The 16,171-nt window shown below is 71.0% G+C and carries 6 protein-coding genes; 4 read left to right on the top strand and 2 right to left on the bottom strand.

The features are described 5' to 3' along the window. The first annotated feature begins 197 nt into the window (after positions 1-197). Positions 198-5,912 (top strand): sensor histidine kinase, encoded by a 5,715-nt coding sequence (locus WME95_RS23385; protein WP_437910658.1) that lies wholly within the window; start codon positions 198-200, stop codon positions 5,910-5,912. Positions 5,913-5,931: 19 nt separating this feature from the next. On the opposite strand, the gene WME95_RS23380 is transcribed toward WME95_RS23385, so the two are convergent. Next, positions 5,932-6,966, bottom strand: a complete 1,035-nt coding sequence (locus WME95_RS23380) for a cation diffusion facilitator family transporter (RefSeq protein WP_437910657.1) — start codon at positions 6,964-6,966, stop codon at positions 5,932-5,934. 325 nt (positions 6,967-7,291) lie between these two features. Here WME95_RS23380 and WME95_RS23375 point away from each other — a divergent pair, with 325 nt between their 5' ends. From WME95_RS23375 to WME95_RS23365, 3 genes are all read left to right on the top strand, one after another. Beyond that, positions 7,292-7,801: a hypothetical protein gene (locus WME95_RS23375; protein ID WP_437910656.1), complete on the top strand. Its 510-nt coding sequence runs from the start codon at positions 7,292-7,294 to the stop codon at positions 7,799-7,801. 28 nt (positions 7,802-7,829) lie between these two features. Then, entirely contained in the window at positions 7,830-8,729 is a 900-nt protein-coding gene (locus tag WME95_RS23370) for an STAS domain-containing protein (protein WP_437910655.1), read from the top strand. 308 nt (positions 8,730-9,037) lie between these two features. Then, positions 9,038-14,731, top strand: a complete 5,694-nt coding sequence (locus WME95_RS23365; protein WP_437910654.1) for a sensor histidine kinase — start codon at positions 9,038-9,040, stop codon at positions 14,729-14,731. A gap of 52 nt (positions 14,732-14,783) precedes the next feature. Here the strand turns inward: WME95_RS23365 and WME95_RS23360 are convergent, their stop codons facing one another. Beyond that, positions 14,784-16,034 carry a zinc-dependent alcohol dehydrogenase gene (locus WME95_RS23360; RefSeq protein WP_437554912.1) on the bottom strand — a complete coding sequence of 417 codons (1,251 nt, stop codon included), beginning with the start codon at positions 16,032-16,034 and terminating at the stop codon, positions 14,784-14,786. Between the last annotated feature and the right edge of the window lie 137 nt (positions 16,035-16,171).

Below are 16,171 nucleotides of genomic sequence, written 5' to 3'. Positions count from 1 at the left end.
GCGGCACACGGCGGCGCGGGCGGCTCCCCCGCGTCGGCGCCCAACGAGCACGAGGCGGGCGGCCGCTCACGCCGCTCGGCGGCATGACGAGGCGGGTCGCGCGGACTCGACCGCGCCCGAGTCGACAGCTGCCCCCATGTCCTGCTAGACCGCCAGGATCCAGCGCTCCACGGCGGGCCTTCCGCATGGGGCTCGCCATGGACGTGAGCGCTCCCTCCTACCTGGTCACCGCGACGCTTCACGAGGGCCAGCGGACCCGCCTGCTGCGCGCGGTCCGGAGCGCCGATGGCCGCCCGGTGGTCCTGAAGGTCCTCGACCCGAGGCGCAGCCGCCCGAAGGACGTCGAGCGGCTGAAGCACGAGTACGCGATCGGCAAGCTGCTGGACCACGAGGCCGTCGTGGCGCCGCTCGCCCTCGAGACGCACGAGGGGCTGCCGGCGCTGGTCCTGGAGGACTTCGGCGGCGAGCCGCTCGACCACCTCATCGGCGCGCCGATGGCCGTCGAGAGGTTCCTCGATCTCGCGGTCCGCATCGCGGCCTGCGTGGCGGCGATCCACGAGCGGGACATCCTCCACAAGGATCTCAAGCCGCAGAACATCCTTGTCAACACGGCCACCGGCCAGGTCAAGCTCGCCGACTTCGGCCTCGCGTCCCGCTCCTCCCGCGAGCTGCCGCCGGCAGGGCCTGCGCGGCTCGTCGAGGGGTCATTGCCGTACCTGTCTCCTGAGCAGACGGGGCGAATGAACCGGGGGATCGACGGCCGCGCCGACCTCTATGCGCTCGGCGTGACGTTCCACGAGATGCTCACCGGGCGGCTGCCGTTCGAGGCGAAGGACCCGCTGGAGTGGGTGCATTGCCACGTCGCGCGCCTCCCGCCGGCGCCCTCGACGCTGGTGCCCGAGCTGCCCGAGGTGCTCTCGACGCTGGTCCTGAAGCTCCTGGCCAAGATGCCCGAGGATCGCTATCAGACCGCCCGCGGCCTCAAGCACGACCTCGAGCGGTGCCTCTCGCAGCTGCGGGCCACTGGCCAGATCGCGCCGTTTCCCCTGGGCGAGCGCGACGTCTCCGGTCGCTTCCAGATCCCCCGGAAGCTCTACGGCCGCGAGAGCGACGCGGCCGCGCTGCTCTGCGCGTTTGACCGCGTGGTGGCCACGGGCTCCCCCGAGCTCGTCGTGGTCTCCGGCTACTCCGGCATCGGCAAGTCGTCGCTGGTGCACGAGCTCTACAGGCCGATCGTCCGGGAACGAGCGCTCTTCCTCTCGGGGAAGTTCGACCAGTACAGGCGCGACATCCCCTATTCCACGCTGGTCCAGGCGTTCCGGGAGCTCGTGCTCGAGATCCTCGCCGAGAGCGAGGAGCGGATCGCGGTCTTCCGGCGGCGATTGCTCGGCGCGCTCGGGAGCAACGGGCAGCTCATCGTGGACGTGATTCCCCACGTCGAGCTCGTCATCGGCCGGCAACCGCCTGTCCCCGAGCTCCCGCCGGCCGAGGCGCAGAACCGGTTCCGGGTCGTGTTGCGGCACTTCATCGGGGTGTTCGCCCGGAAGGAGCACCCCCTCGCGATCTTCCTCGACGATCTCCAGTGGACCGATTCGGCCAGCCTCGGGCTCCTTCGCGATCTGTTGACGCACCCCGAGACGCATCATCTCCTCGTCATCGGCGCGTACCGAGACAACGAGGTGAGCCCCTCGCACCCGCTCATGGTGGCGATCGAAGAGGTCCGGAAGGAGGGCGCGCGCATCTCCGACATCGCGCTGGGCCCGCTCTCCCGGGAGCACCTCACCGCGCTCGCCAGCGACGCGCTCCACTGCAGCCGCGAGGCCGCCGCGCCGCTCTCGGACCTCGTCCACGAGAAGACGGGCGGCAACCCCTTCTTCGCGATCCAGTTCCTCTCCGCGCTGCACGAGGAGCGGCTGATCGCGTTCGACGAGGACGCCGAGGCCTTCCGGTGGGATGTGGCGAGGATCCGCGGAAAGGGCTTCACCGACAACGTCGTCGACCTGATGGTCGGCAAGCTCGCGCGGCTCTCTCCGAGCGCGCAGAGGGCGCTGCAGCAGCTCGCCTGCCTGGGGAACACCGCGGAGGTCGCCCTCCTCGCGATGGTCCGCGGCCGCACGGAGCAGGACGCGCACGCGGACCTCCGGGAGGCCGTCTCCGCGGGGCTCGTCCAGCGCCTCCCCGGCTCGTACAAGTTCATCCATGATCGGGTGCAGGAGGCGGCCTATTCGCTCATCCCCGAAGGCGAGCGGGCTGAGGCGCACCTCGCGATAGGCAGGCTGCTCGCCGCGCGTACGGCGCCGGAGGAGCTCGAGGAGAAGATCTTCGAGATCGTCAATCAGCTCGACCGCGGCGCTCCGCTGATCACGTCACGGGAGGAGCGAGAGCGAGGCGCCAGGCTCAACCTCGTCGCCGGCAGGCGCGCCATGGCGTCGGCGGCCTTCGCCTCGGCGCTCACCTACCTCGTCGCCGGCGCGGCGTTCCTGGAGCCGGAAGACGACCGCTGGGAGCGGCAGTACGAGCTCGCCTTCGCGCTCGAGCTGCGCCGCGCAGAGTGCGAGTACCTGACGGGGGAGCTCGGCGCGGCGGAGGAGCGGCTCTCGACGCTCTCGCGCCGCGCAGGGAGCCTGGTCGACGCGGCGGCGGTCGCGTGTGTGCGGGTGGACCTCTACACGACGCTGGATCGGAGCGAGCTCGCCGTCGAGATCTGCCTCGAGGTCCTGGGGCGTCTCGGCGTCGCGTGGTCGCCTCACCCGACGCAGGACGAGGTTCAAAAGGAGTACGAGCGGATGTGGGCTCAGCTCGGGAGCCGGCCGATCGAGGCGCTCGTGGGCTTGCCGCCGATGACCGATCCGGTGATTCGCGCGATCATGGACATCCTCACCTGGGGCCAGGCGCCGGCCTTGTTCACCGACCAGAGGCTGCACAGCCTCGTCGTCGGTCGCATGGTGAATCTGAGCCTCGAGCACGGCAACAGCGACGGATCGTGCTTCGGCTATGTCCATGTCGGCGTGGTCCTCGGCTCGCGCTTCGGCGACTACCGCGCGGGCTACCGCTTCGGCAAGCTCGGCCTCGATCTGGTGGACAAACACGGGCTCGGCCGCTTCAAGGCCCGCGTCTACCTGGACTTCGGAGTGCTGGTCAATCCGTGGACGAGGCACGTGCGCACCAGCATCGAGCTCCTGCGGCGCGTCTTCGACATGGCGAGCGAGACCGGCGATCTCACCTTCGCAGCCTTCGCCCGCAACGCCTCTCTCGTGCTGCTGATCGCCAAGGCGGAGCCGCTCGGGGACGTGCAGCGCGAAGCCGAGAGCGCGCTCGCTTTCGTACGGAAGGCGAGGTTCGGCCTCATCATCGATTGTGTCATCGCGCAGCTGCAGCTCATCCGGTGCCTCCGCGGTTTGACGCCCAGCTTCTCCTCCTTCAATGACGTGAGCTTCGACGAGGCCAGGTTCGAGCAGCACCTGGAGAGCGATCCGCGGCTCTCGGTGGCCGCCACCTGGTACTGGATCTGCAGGCTCCAGGCGCACTTCCACGCCGGCGATTACGCTGCTGCCCTGGCCGTGGCGACGAAGGTAGAGCGGCTCCTCTGGGCGGTGCAGTCGTTCTTCTATGTGACCGACTACCATTTCTATGGCGCGCTCGCGCGGGCGGCGCGCTGCGAGGTGGCGCCCGCGTCGCCCGAGTCGAACGACGAGCGGCGCCGGCACCTCGCGGCGCTCGCCGCCCACCACGCGCAGCTCGAGGTCTGGGCTTCGAGCTGCCCCGAGAACTTCGGCGGCCGCGCCGCGCTGATCGGCGCCGAGATCGCGCGCCTCGAGGGCCGGGCGCTCGACGCCGAGCTCCTCTACGAAGCGGCGATCCGCGCTGCGCGCGAGAACGGCTTCGTCCACGGCGAGGCGCTCGCGTACGAGGTCGCGTCGAGGTTCTACCGGGCGCGGGGGTTCGATCTGGTCGCGGACACGTACCTGCGCGAGGCCCGCGCCTGCTACACCCGCTGGGGGGCGGACGGCAAGGTCAAGCAGATCGACCAGCAGAATCCCCGCCTCTGGGATACGAGGCCGCTCGCCCAGGCCGCCACCTTCGCGGCGCGGTCCGAGGAGCTCGACCTGCTCTCGGTGATCAAGGCATCACAGACAATCTCCGGCGAAATCGTCCTCGACCAGCTCCTGCGCACGCTGCTCACGTCCGTCCTCGAGCAGGGGGGCGCGCAGCGCGCTTGCCTCCTACTGTGTCAGGACTCGCGCCTCGCCATCGAAGCGGAGGCGACGCTCGACGAGCGGGGCGCCTCGACGGCGATCCGGCCGGGTCCGGCGGAGGGCTCTTCGCCCCGCATTCCCATGTCGCTCGTCCGCTACGTCCACTGGACGAAGGAGCGCGTCATCCTCCACGACGCGGCGGCCGACGCGGGCAAGTTCTCCGGAGACGAGTACTTCGCGCGGAATCGGCCCAGATCGCTCCTCTGCGTGCCCGTCCTGAGGCAGGCCGAGGTGGCGGTTTTGCTCTACCTCGAGAACAACCTGCTCGCGGGCGCGTTCACGCAGGAGAGGCTCACCGCGCTCTCGCTCCTCGCCACACAGGCGGCGATCTCGCTGGAGAACGCGCGGCTCCTCGCCAAGGAGCAATGCGCGCGGACCGCGGCCGAGGCGGCGGAGCGGCGCGCAGCCTTCCTGGCCGAAGCCGGGGAGATCATCTCCGCGTCGCTCGATCACGGAGAGGTGCTGTCCCGCCTCGCGCGGCTGTCGGTGCGATCGTTCTGCGACTGGTGCGTCATCGACTTTGCAGAAGGCGGGGAGACCCGGCGAGCTTTCTGGGCCCACAGCGACCCCGCGAAGGAGCCTTTGCTCGAGGAGCTGCGACGGCGATACCCTGCTGACCGGCACTCGCCCCACCCGTCGGCCCGTGCCTTTCGGGACGGGGGGCCCCTCCTGCTCCCCGAGATCTCCGACGAAATCATCCGGAGGCACGCCGAGGACGACGGGCACGCGAGGCTCATCCGCGAGCTCGGGACGCGGAGCTCCGTCATCGTGCCGCTCGTGGCGCGGGGACAGACGATCGGGATGCTGACCGTCGTCTCGTCCGCGCCGGAGCGCCGCTACGGGGACGCCGATCTCGCGCTCGTGCAGGAGGTGGCGCGCCGGGCCGCGATAGCGATCGACAACGCCCGGCTCTACAGCGCCGCGCAGGAGGCGGTGCGCATGCGGGACGAGTTCCTGACCGTGGCGACGCACGAGCTCAACACGCCGATGACGTCGCTCACGCTCACGCTCGAGGCCATGGAACGGGCCCTCCGATCGGGTCGAACCTGGGATCCGCAGGCCATGGGCCGGCAGGTCGACCGCGCGCTGCGGCAGGCGGCGCGCCTGACCCGCCTGAACAGCGAGCTGCTCGACGTCTCGCGGATCAACGCGGCTCGGCTGAGGCTCGATGTGGCGGAGGTCGACCTCGGGGAGGTCGTCCGCGACGTGCTCGCGCGGTTCAAGCTGGATCTGGCGCGCGCCGGGTGCTCGGTGTCGCTGCGGGAGTGCGGCCGGGTCGTGGGCCTCTGGGATGGTTCCCGCGTGGACCAGATCGTCTCGAACCTGCTCGCCAACGCGATCAAGTTCGGGGCGGGCAACCCTGTGGAGATCTCCCTCGGCGAGGAGGCGGGGACGGCGCGGCTCTCGGTGCGGGATCACGGGATCGGGATCGACCCGGCGCGCCAGGGGCAGATCTTCGAGCGGTTCGAGCGGGCCGTATCGGACAGGCACTACGGCGGGCTGGGGCTCGGCCTGTACATCAGCCGCAGGATCGCGGAGGCGCACGGCGGCTCGATCCACGTCGAGAGCGCGCTCGGCGCGGGAGCGACGTTCGTCGTCGAGCTGCCGCGGACCGGGCCGCCGCGCGGGGCCGAGCCGCGCGGCCTGCCGGGCTGAGCGGCGCTGCCGGGGGCCCTCACGCGGGCTCGTCGCGCTCGGGGTCGATGTGCACGAGCACCTCTGCGTCCGGCTCGATGGCGAGGATGGCGTCGCGCGCGCGGTCGCTGGTCGCGTGCGCGCGCGCGAGGGGGAGGTCGCCCGGGAGCTCGATGTGCACCTCCACGAACAGCGTGCGCCCGGCGATCCGCGTGCGCAGCCTGTGGTGGCCGAGGAGCTCGCCGCGCGCGCGCATGGCGTCGAGCGTGTCCGCGATGGCGCCGACGCGCTCCTCCGGGGCGCTCGTGTCGATGAGGTCGCGCACGCCGAGCCGGAGGAGGGTCCCCGCGGACGTGAGGATGTAGACGGCGACCGCGACCGAGAGGACGCCGTCGATGCGGGAGAAGCCTGTCGCGTAGGTGAGGGCGACGCCGGCGAGGACGGCGAGGTTCGCGGCGATGTCGGTGCGGTAGTGGACGGCGTCGGCCTGGATGGCGCTCGAGCCGGTGCGCGCGGCGACCCGGCCGAGGTAGGCCACGAGCGCCGCGGTGATGAGCGCGGCGGCGGCCATCGCGCCGAGCGTGACGGCGGCGAGGCGGAGCGGCTCGGGCGCGAGCAGCCGCCGGATCCCCTCGATGAGCAGGTAGACCCCCGAGCCGCCGATGAGCAGGCCCTGACCGGCGGTCGCGAGCGTCTCGATCTTCGCGTGGCCGAACGGGTGCGAGCGGTCGGGCGCGGCGTGGGCCAGCTGGATGGCGAGGGCGTTGGCCGAGGAGGCGAACAGGTCCGTGAGCGAGTCGACGGCGCTCGCGGTCACGGCCATCGACTGGCCGAGCTGGCCGGCGATGAGCTTGCCGAGGGCGAGGCCGCCGGCGGTCAGCGCCGCGATGCGCCCGGCGCGCAGCGCGGCGCGGGCGCGGTCGGCGGGGTCGAGGCGGCGCTCGGCGGAGGGAGCGGCGCCGCGATCGACGGCGCGGGCGGCGGGCGCAACGCCGGGGTCAGGGCGGGCGGCGGGGTCGGCGCGGGCGGACGGGTTGGGGCGGGCGGCGCGGGCGGCAGGACGTGGTCCGCTCATGGCCGGGAGGCTACCCCGCGACGCCCTTGCCCGTCATGCGCGTGGTGGTCAGGATCACCCGATCGGGTACACCGCCATGTCGCACGCGTCCCGACCGCGAGATCGTCGAACGGATGGCCCCGCGGCCCTGGCCGAGACGGCGGAGTACAAGCCGCTGAACGAGCTCATCGACTGCCTCGCTCATGGGCTGTCTCACAAGGACACCGGCAGCTCGCGCGCGGGCCCGAAGGCGCTTGCGACGGAGAGGTCGCTCTCGATAGGTATGCCGAGACGCCCCCTGCGGCGCTCCGGGGGACCTGGGTGGCAGGGGGGTGGGGGAGATCCGATGACCAAGACACTCAAGAGACCCATCGAGACCCGGACCGGCATCCGCGTCGTGCAGGACGGCGACGTCGTGGAGACGTTCAACGTCGTTGGCGAGCGCATCCACCGCATCGAGAAGCCTGGCCGCATCCCCGGGGTCTTCGTGGCGCGCTGGTATGGCACGCCGCTCGACGAGGAGATGAAGGAGATCATCGGCGGTCATTTCTACGAGGTCTTCCTGGAGTGCGGGGGCCCGCTGTGCCTCATCGACATACGCGACTGCAAGGCGAGCTGGGACGGCATCAACGACTGGCAGCGAGACGAGATCATGCCGAAGGCCTACGCGGCCGGGCTGAAGCGGGTCGCGACGCTCCTGCCCACGGCAGCCGCGGAAGGCGCGGAGCAGGTCGTCGAGAACCACGAGTTCGCCGCCAGCCGGTTCGCGGAGGACGACGCGCGCATCGCCGCGTTCTTCTCCGAGGAGGAGGCGCTGGCCTGGCTGCGCAGGGCCCACCCGCCGGGGGCGGCGTGAGCGCGGAGCCCGCGCGCGAGGCTCCGGCATGACCGAGCGCGACACGCCGGGGGAGGGCGCGGCGCTCGAGGCCTTGCGGGGCGTGCTCGACGCGATCCGCGACGGCGTCCTCGTCTACAGCGGAACGGGCGATGTCGCGTTCGCGAACGCGCGGATCCGGGAGCTGCTCGGGGACGGCCTCGCCGGGCCGGAGGCGCTGGCGATGCGCGGGGGGGCGCTGGCGAGCGGGCACCCGCTCGAGCCGCTCGGGCGGGCGTGGCCGGACGTGCTCGGCGGCGCGCGCAAGCGGTTCACCTGCCGCGCCGCGCGCGAGGACGGCCGCGCGGTCGACCTCGAGGTGCTCGCGCGCAAGGTGAGCGCCGCGGGTGAGGAGCTGATCCTCGTCGAGCTGCGCGATGTGACGCGAGAGAAGCAGGCCGAGCGGGCGCTCCTCGAGAGCAAGCGGCAGGCCGAGGGCGCGGTCCTCGTGCGCACCGAGGAGCTGCAGAGGAAGATTCGCCTCGTCGAGGAGCAGGAGCGGGCGCTGCTCGAGCTCTCCACGCCGGTGATCCAGGTCTGGGAAGGCGTGCTCGTCCTGCCGCTCGTCGGCACCATCGACCACCGGCGATCGTCGCTCATCCTGGAGAGCCTGCTCGGCAGCGTCGTGGAGACCTCGTCAGACCGCGTGATCCTCGACGTGACGGGCGTGTCGGTCACGGACGAGGTCGTCTCGAGCTACCTTCTCAAGGCCGTCCGGGCGGCGCGGCTGCTCGGCGCGGCGTGCTCGTTCGTGGGCATCTCGCCGGCCATGGCGCAGGCGCTCACGCAGCTCGGGCTCGACTGGTCGGGCGTTGAGACCTTCCGGGACCTGCGGGCGGGCCTGAAGGCCGCGATCGCTGACCGGCAGCGTGCCCCGGCCGCAGCGCGGCGCGCAGCGAAGCCCGCCTGATCGCCGCGGCGAGCGCTCGCGAAGGCAGCGGCCCGCATGCAGGTCCCTGCTCGTCGGGGCCCGCGACGTGCACCGCGGAACTGCCGGGCCTGACCCGTGGTACCTATCGATAGAGGGGGTGCCGGGGTGGCACGATCGTGGGAGGCCGTGACAGAGAATGCGGTCCCCGGCGGGCGTCATGGGCTCACGCCGGTCGTGTGGCAGCGTCGTCTCGGCGAGGCGCGCGGACTCGAGCGCTCCGGCGCCGACGGCAGCCCCAAGGGGCCGCCAGGCGTCCGGGCGCCAGCGCTTCACGGAGTGCCTTCCCCATGGGGATGAGCGCCCCCTCGCCATACACGATCGTCGAGACCCTCCACGAGGGCCTGAGGACCAGCTTGCTCCGCGCGGTCCGGCGCTCCGATGGCCGCTCGGTGATCTTGAAGATCATCGACCCGAAGCGCAGCCGCCCGCAGGACGTCGAGCGCCTGAAGAACGAGTACGCGATCGGCAAGATGCTGAATCACGAGGCCATCGTGAAGCCGCTGGCCCTCGAGACCTACGAGGGGTTGCCAGCGCTCGTCCTGGAGGATTTCGGCGGTGAGTCGCTCGATCACTTCATCGGCGCGCCGATGCCAGCCGAGCGGTTCCTCGAGCTCGCGGTCCGCATCGTGGCCGGCGTGGCGGCGCTCCACGAGCGGGGCATCCTCCACAAGGATCTCAAGCCCCAGAACATCCTCGTCAACGCGGCCACCGGCCAGGTCAAGCTCGCCGACTTCGGCCTCGCGTCCCGCCTCTCCCGCGAGCCGCCGCCGGCGGGGCCTCCCCGGCTCATCGAGGGCTCGTTGCCCTACCTGTCTCCGGAGCAGACAGGGCGCATGAACCGGGCGATCGACAGCCGCGCCGACCTCTATGCGCTCGGCGTCACCTTCTACGAGATGCTCACCGGGCGCCTGCCGTTCGAGGCGCGGGACCCACCGGAGTGGGTGCACTGCCATGTCGCCCGCGAGCCGCGGCCGCCCTCCGCGTTCGTCCCGGAGCTGCCCGAGATCCTCTCCGCGATCGTCCTGAAGCTCCTGGCCAAGATGGCGGAGGATCGCTACCAGACCGCGAGCAGCCTTCAGCATGACCTCGAGCGGTGCCTGGCCGAGCTCCGGGCCAATGGCAGGCTCGATCCGTTCCCCCTGGCCGAGCGCGACGTCTCAGGCCGCTTCCAGATCCCTCAGAGGCTCTATGGCCGCGAGGACGAGGTCGCCGCGCTGCTGTCCGCGTTCGAGCGCGTGGTCGGCACCGGAGCCCCGGAGATCGTCCTGGTCTCTGGTTATTCCGGGATCGGCAAGTCTGCGCTGGTGAGCGAGCTGCACAAGCCGATCGTCCGCGAGCGGGGATTCTTCCTCTCGGGGAAGTTCGACCAGCACAAGCGCGATATCCCGTACTCGACGATCGTCCAGGCCTTCCGGGAGCTGGCGCTCGAGCTCCTCGCCGAGAGCGAGGAGCGGCTCGCGGTCGTCCGGGAGCGGCTGCTCGCCGCCCTCGGGGTCAACGGACAGCTCATCGTGGACGTGATCCCGCAGGTCGAGCTCGTCATCGGGCGGCAGCCGCCGGTCGCCGCGCTGCCGCCGGCCGAGGCGCAGAGCCGGTTCCGCGTCGTGTTCCGGCGCTTCATCGGGGTATTCACCCGGAAGGAGCACCCCCTCGCGCTCTTTCTCGACGATCTCCAGTGGGCCGATCCCGCGAGCCTCAGGCTCCTCGACGACCTCATGACGCACCCCGAGACGCGGTGTCTGCTCGTCATCGGTGCCTACCGCGACAACGAGGTGACCCGCTCCCACCCGCTGACGCTGGCGCTCGATCAGATGAGGAAGGGGGGCGCGAGCGTCCGGGAGATCGTGCTTGGCCCGCTCTCCCGCGAGCACCTCGCCGCGCTCGTCAGCGACACGCTCCACTGCCGCCGCGAGGACGCCGCGCCGCTCTCGGATCTCGTCCACGAGAAGACGGCCGGCAATCCCTTCTTTGCGATCCAGTTTCTCATGGCGCTCCATGAGGAGCGCCTGATCGAGTTCGACGTCTACGCAGAGGCCTGGCGGTGGGACGTCACGAAGATCCGCGCCAAGGGCTTCACCGACAACGTGGTGGCCCTGATGGTCGGGAAGCTCATGCGGCTCCCTGCCAGCACCCAGGAGGTATTGAAGCAGCTCGCCTGTCTGGGACACGCCGCAGAGGTCGCGCTCCTGGCGATGGTCCATGGCCGCTCGGAGGGGGTGTTGCACGCGGTCCTCCGGGAGGCCGTCCGCGCAGGGCTCGTCGTCCGCACGGACGGCGCGTACAAGTTTCTCCACGACCGTGTCCAGGAGGCGGCCTATTCGCTCATCCCGGAGGACGAGCGCGCGGTGATGCACCTCGGGATCGGCCGTCTGCTCTCGTCGCGGACGCCGCCCGAGGAGATCGAAGAAAAGATCTTCGAGATCGTGAACCAGCTCAACCGCGGCGCCGCGCTGATCACGGCGCGGGAAGAGCGCGAGCGCGTGGCCGAGCTCAACCTCGTGGCGGGCGAGCGCGCCAGGAGAGCCACGGCCTACGCCTCGGCGCTGAGCTATCTCACGGTCGCCGCCGAGCTTCTCAGAGGTGAGGGCTGGGACACGCGGTACGAGCTCGCCTTCGCGATCGAGCTCCACCTGGCCGAGTGCGAGATCGTCACCGGCGCCCCGGCGGCGGAGGAGCGGCTCTCCGCGCTCTGGCGCCGCGCGCGGGACCTCGTCGAGGCGGCCGCCGTCGCGCGCAAGCGCGTTGAGCTCTTCACGACCCTGAACTGGAGCGACCGCGCTGTCGGCGCGTGCCTTGAATACCTCCGGCGCGTCGGCGTTGCGTGGTCGCCGCACCCGACGGACGAGGAGGTCCAGCGGGAATACGAGGGGCTATGGGAGCGGCTCGGGAGCCGCTCGATCGAGGAGCTCATCGACCTGCCCCCGATGACCGATCCGGCCTCGCGGGCGACCGTGGACGTCCTCACGTCGACCATAGCGCCAGCGCTCTTCACCGATGCCAACCTGCTCGCCCTCATCCTGGGTCGCGCCGTGAACCTCGGCATCGCGTATGGCAACAGCGACGCCTCGTCCTTCGCCTACGTCTACCTCAGCACGTGCCTCGGCCCGCGCTTCGGCGACTACCAGGCGGCGTACCGCTTCGGCAAGCTGGGCTTCGATCTGGTGGAGAAGCACGGGCTGCTCCGCTTCAAGGCCCGCGTCTACGCGACCTTCGCGTTCATGGTCCTGCCCTGGACGAGGCACCTGCACGCCAGCGTCGAGCTCATGCGGCGCGCCCGCGACGTGGCGCAGGAGACCGGCGACCTCGCGTATGTGGCCTATACCGGCAGCTCCCTGGTCTCGCTGCTGCTCTCGGGCGGCGATCCGCTCGACGAGGCGCAGCGCGAAGCCGAGAGAGAGCTCGAGTTCGCGCGGAGGGCGAGGTTCCATCTCATCGTCGACATCTACACCGGAAACCGGCGGCTCATCCGGACGCTCCGGGGCCTCTCGTCGGACTTCTCCACCTTCAACGACGCGGAGTTCGACGAGGGCCGGTTCGAGCAGCACGTCATGAGCGATCCCACCCTGACGGTCGCCGCCTGCTGGTACTGGATCCGGAAGCTGCAAGCGCGCTTCTACGCGGGCGACCACGCCTCCGCCATTGAGGCGGCGTCGAGGGCAGAGCAGCTCCTCCCGTCGTCGTCGGCGTTCTTCGAGGCGGCGGAGTACCATTTCTATGGCGCGCTCGCGCGGGCGGCTCACCACGACGCGGCGACCAGCGACGAGCGGCCCCGGCACCTCAATGCCATCGTCGCCCACCACCACCAGCTCGAGCGATGGGCGACGAATTGCCCCGAGAACTTCGGGAACCGAGCGGCGCTGGTCGCCGCCGAGATCGCGCGCATCGAGGGCCGGCTCCTCGACGCCGAGCGCCTCTACGAAGAGGCCATCCGCTCGGCGCGCGATAGCGGCTTCGTCCACAACGAGGCGGTCGCCTGCGAGGTCGCGTCTCGGTTCTACCGATCACACGGGTTCGACAGGTTCGCCGACACCTACCTCGGCGACGCGCGGACCTGCTATGCCCGCTGGGGCGCCCGCGGCAAGGTGACGCAGATCGACGGGCAGAACCCGCGCCTCCGCGAGCCGGGGCCCAGCCCGTTCACGGCCACCTTCGCGGCTCGGCCCGAGCAAATCGACCTGCTCTCGGTGACCAAGGCCTCACAGGCCATCTCGGGCGAGATCATCCTCGACAGGCTCCTGCGCACGCTGCTCGAGGTCGTGCTCGAGCAGGGCGGCGCGCAGAGGGCCTGCATCCTCCTGAGTCAGGACGGAAGGCTCTCGATCGAAGCGGAGGCCGCGATCGAGGAAGGAGGGGCGGTGGTGAGCGCCCTCCAGTCGGGGCCGGTGGATTCCTCGCAGCGCCTCCCCTCGTCGCTCGTCGACTACGTGTGGCGGACCGAGGAGCGTGTCATCCTGCACGACGCGGCCGCCGATGCGGGCAGGTTCTCCGGCGACGCCTACTTCGCGCGGAATCGGCCCAAATCGCTCCTCTGCATGCCCATCCTGAGGCGGGCCGAGGTGGTGGGCCTGCTCTTCCTCGAGAACAACCTCCTCGCGGGCGCGTTCACGCCGGAACGGCTCACCGCCCTCTCGCTCCTCGCCTCGCAGGCGGCGATCTCCCTGGAGAACGCGCGGCTCCTCTCGAAGGAGCAGTCCGCGCGGACCGCGGCAGAGATGGCCGTGCGGCGCGCGGCCTTCCTGGCCGAGGCCGGGGAGATCCTCTCCGGGTCGCTCGATGATGGGGAGACGCTGTCGCGGCTCGCTCGGCTGTCGGTGCGATCGTTCTGCGACTGGTGCATCATCGACGTCGTGGAAGGTGGAGCGACCCGGCCCGCGGCCTGGGCCCACAGAGATCCCGCGAAGGAGCCTTTGCTCGCGGAGTTACGGCGGCGATACCCTCCTGGCCGGGACTCGCCCCACCCGGCGGCCAGCGTCCTGAGGAGCTGTGAGCCGCTCCTGCTCCCCGAGATCACCGACGAAGTCATCCGGCGACACGCCCCGGACGACGGGCACGCGAGGCTCCTCCGCGAGCTCGGGGCACGTAGCTCCGTCGCCGTGCCGCTCGTGGCGCGGGGACAACCGCTCGGGGTGCTGAACGTCGTCTCGTCCGCGCCGGGGCGCCGCTACGGGGACGCCGATCTCGAGTTCGTCCAGGAAGTGGCGCGCCGGGCGGCGATGGCGATCGACAATTCGCGGCTCTACCGTGCTGCCCAGGAGGCCGTCCGGATGCGGGACGAGTTCCTGACCGTGGCGACGCACGAGCTCAACACGCCGATGACGTCTCTAACGCTCACGCTCGAGGCGATGGATCGGGGCATCCGGTCGGGTCGGCTCTGCGACCCGCAGGCCATGGGCAGGCAGGTCGACCGCGCGCTGCGGCAGGGAGCGCGCCTGACCCGCCTGAACAGCGAGCTCCTCGATGTCTCGCAGATCGACGCGGCTCGGCTGAGGCTCAGCGTCGCCGAGGTCGACCTCAGGGAGGTCACCCACGACGTAGTCGCGCGATTCAGGCTGGATCTGGAGCGCGCCGGGTGCTCGGTCTGGCTCCGGGACGGCGGCCGCATCGTGGGCCGCTGGGATCGCTCTCGCGTCGATCAGATCGTGACGAACCTCCTCGCCAATGCGATCAAGTTCGGCGCGGGCAAGCCCATCGAGGTCGTCCTCGGCGAGGAGGCCGGGATAGCGTGGCTCTCGGTCAGGGATCACGGGATCGGCGTCGATCCGGCGCGCCAGGAGTGGATCTTCGAGCGCTTCGAGCGCGCCGTGTCCCACCGGCACTACGGCGGGCTGGGGCTCGGCCTGTACATCAGCCGCAGGATCGCGGAGGCGCACGGCGGCTCGATCCGCGTCCAGAGCGCGCCCGGCGCCGGCGCCACGTTCATCGTGGAGCTGCCGCGCGCTGGGCCGCCGCGCACCGTCGATCCGAGCGCTCTGCCGAGCTGAGCGCCGCGTTCAGGGGGTGGGCGCGGCGCCTCCTTGCGCAGGCGGCGCCGGGCTACGCGACGGCGCGGTCCAGGTGGGCAGGCGCCCCCGCCCGCGACGGGCGGAGCTCGACCTTCACCCACCCGGCGTCTCGCCGGTCGAAGGCCTTGTAGGCGTCGATCGCCGACTCCAGGGGCGCTTTCTTGGTGAGGATCGTGGTGGGATCCACCTGGCCGGTCTGCACGAGGTCGACGAGCTTCGGGATGTACTTCCTGTGATTGCAGTTGCCCATCTGGAGGGTGAGGTTCTTGTTCATGGCCTCTCCGATGGGGAACGTGCGCGACGTCTGCGGATAGACGCCGATGACGGCGATGGTCCCCGCCTTGGCCACGCACCGGACGGCCCACTGCAGCACCTGCGACGGCCCGTCGCCGGCGCGGAAGGCGTCGCCGGTGGTCCGCGCGTTGGGGGCGATCTGCTTGACCTCGAGGTCGAACGCCTTGGCCTGCTGCTTTGCCTCCTTGTGGGCGGGGCCTTCGTGCGGGCGCTCGGCGTCGACGCCCACGGCGTCGATCGCCCGGTCCACGCCGATGCCGCCGGTGAGGCGCAGGATGGCCTCGATCGGGTCCTCGGCGGAGAAGTCGACGGTCTCGGCGCCCTGCTCGCGCGCCATCTCAAGGCGGTCGGGCACGCGATCGACGGCGAGGATGCGCCCCGCGCCCATGAGCTTGGCGCTCGCGATCGTGAACAGGCCGACGGGGCCGCAGCCGAAGATCGCGACCGTGTCGCCTGGCTTGATCTCGGCGAGCTCGGCGCCGAAGTACGCCGTCGGGAAGATGTCGGAGAGCAGGATGGCCTGGTCGTCGCTGACCCCGTTCGGCAGCTTGACGAGGCCGACGCCCGCGAAGGGGATGCGCGCGAGCTCGGCCTGCAGCCCGTCGAACGGGCCCGACATGGCGGGGCCGCCGAAGAACGCCGTGCCCGCGTGCTTGCCGTTCGGGTTCGCGTTGTCGCACTGCGCGTAGTACGCGGCGCGACAGTACGAGCAGTAGCCGCACGCGATCGTCGAGGGCACGACGACGCGATCGCCCTTCTTCAGGTTCCGCACGTCGGCGCCGAGCTCCTCGACGACGCCGACCGCCTCGTGGCCGAGGACCGTGCCCGGCACCATCCCCGGCATCGTGCCGCGGACGAAGTGGAGATCGGTCCCGCAGATGGCGCTCGCCGTGATCCGGAGGATCGCGTCGGTCGGCTCCTTGATCTTCGGCTCCTTGACGTCGTCCATCCGGATGTCGCCGACGCCGTGAAACACTACCGCCTTCATGGGTTCTCGCTTTCTCCCTCAAGGGGCGGCGCGCCGGCCGGCCGAGAGGCACAGGCCGCCGCGCTCTGCAGAGATGTCCGAGGTTCTAAACGCCGCGTGTCCGTGCCGATCCCGTGCCAGCCTGCGCGTGCAACCGC

Origin of the sequence: Sorangium sp. So ce327 (genome assembly GCF_051530205.1) — a bacterium.
Classification (GTDB): Bacteria; Myxococcota_A; Polyangia; order Polyangiales; family Polyangiaceae; genus Sorangium; species Sorangium cellulosum_B.
The sequence above is the reverse complement of the archived record's forward strand: the minus strand, read 5'-3'. Positions and strand labels throughout refer to the sequence as shown.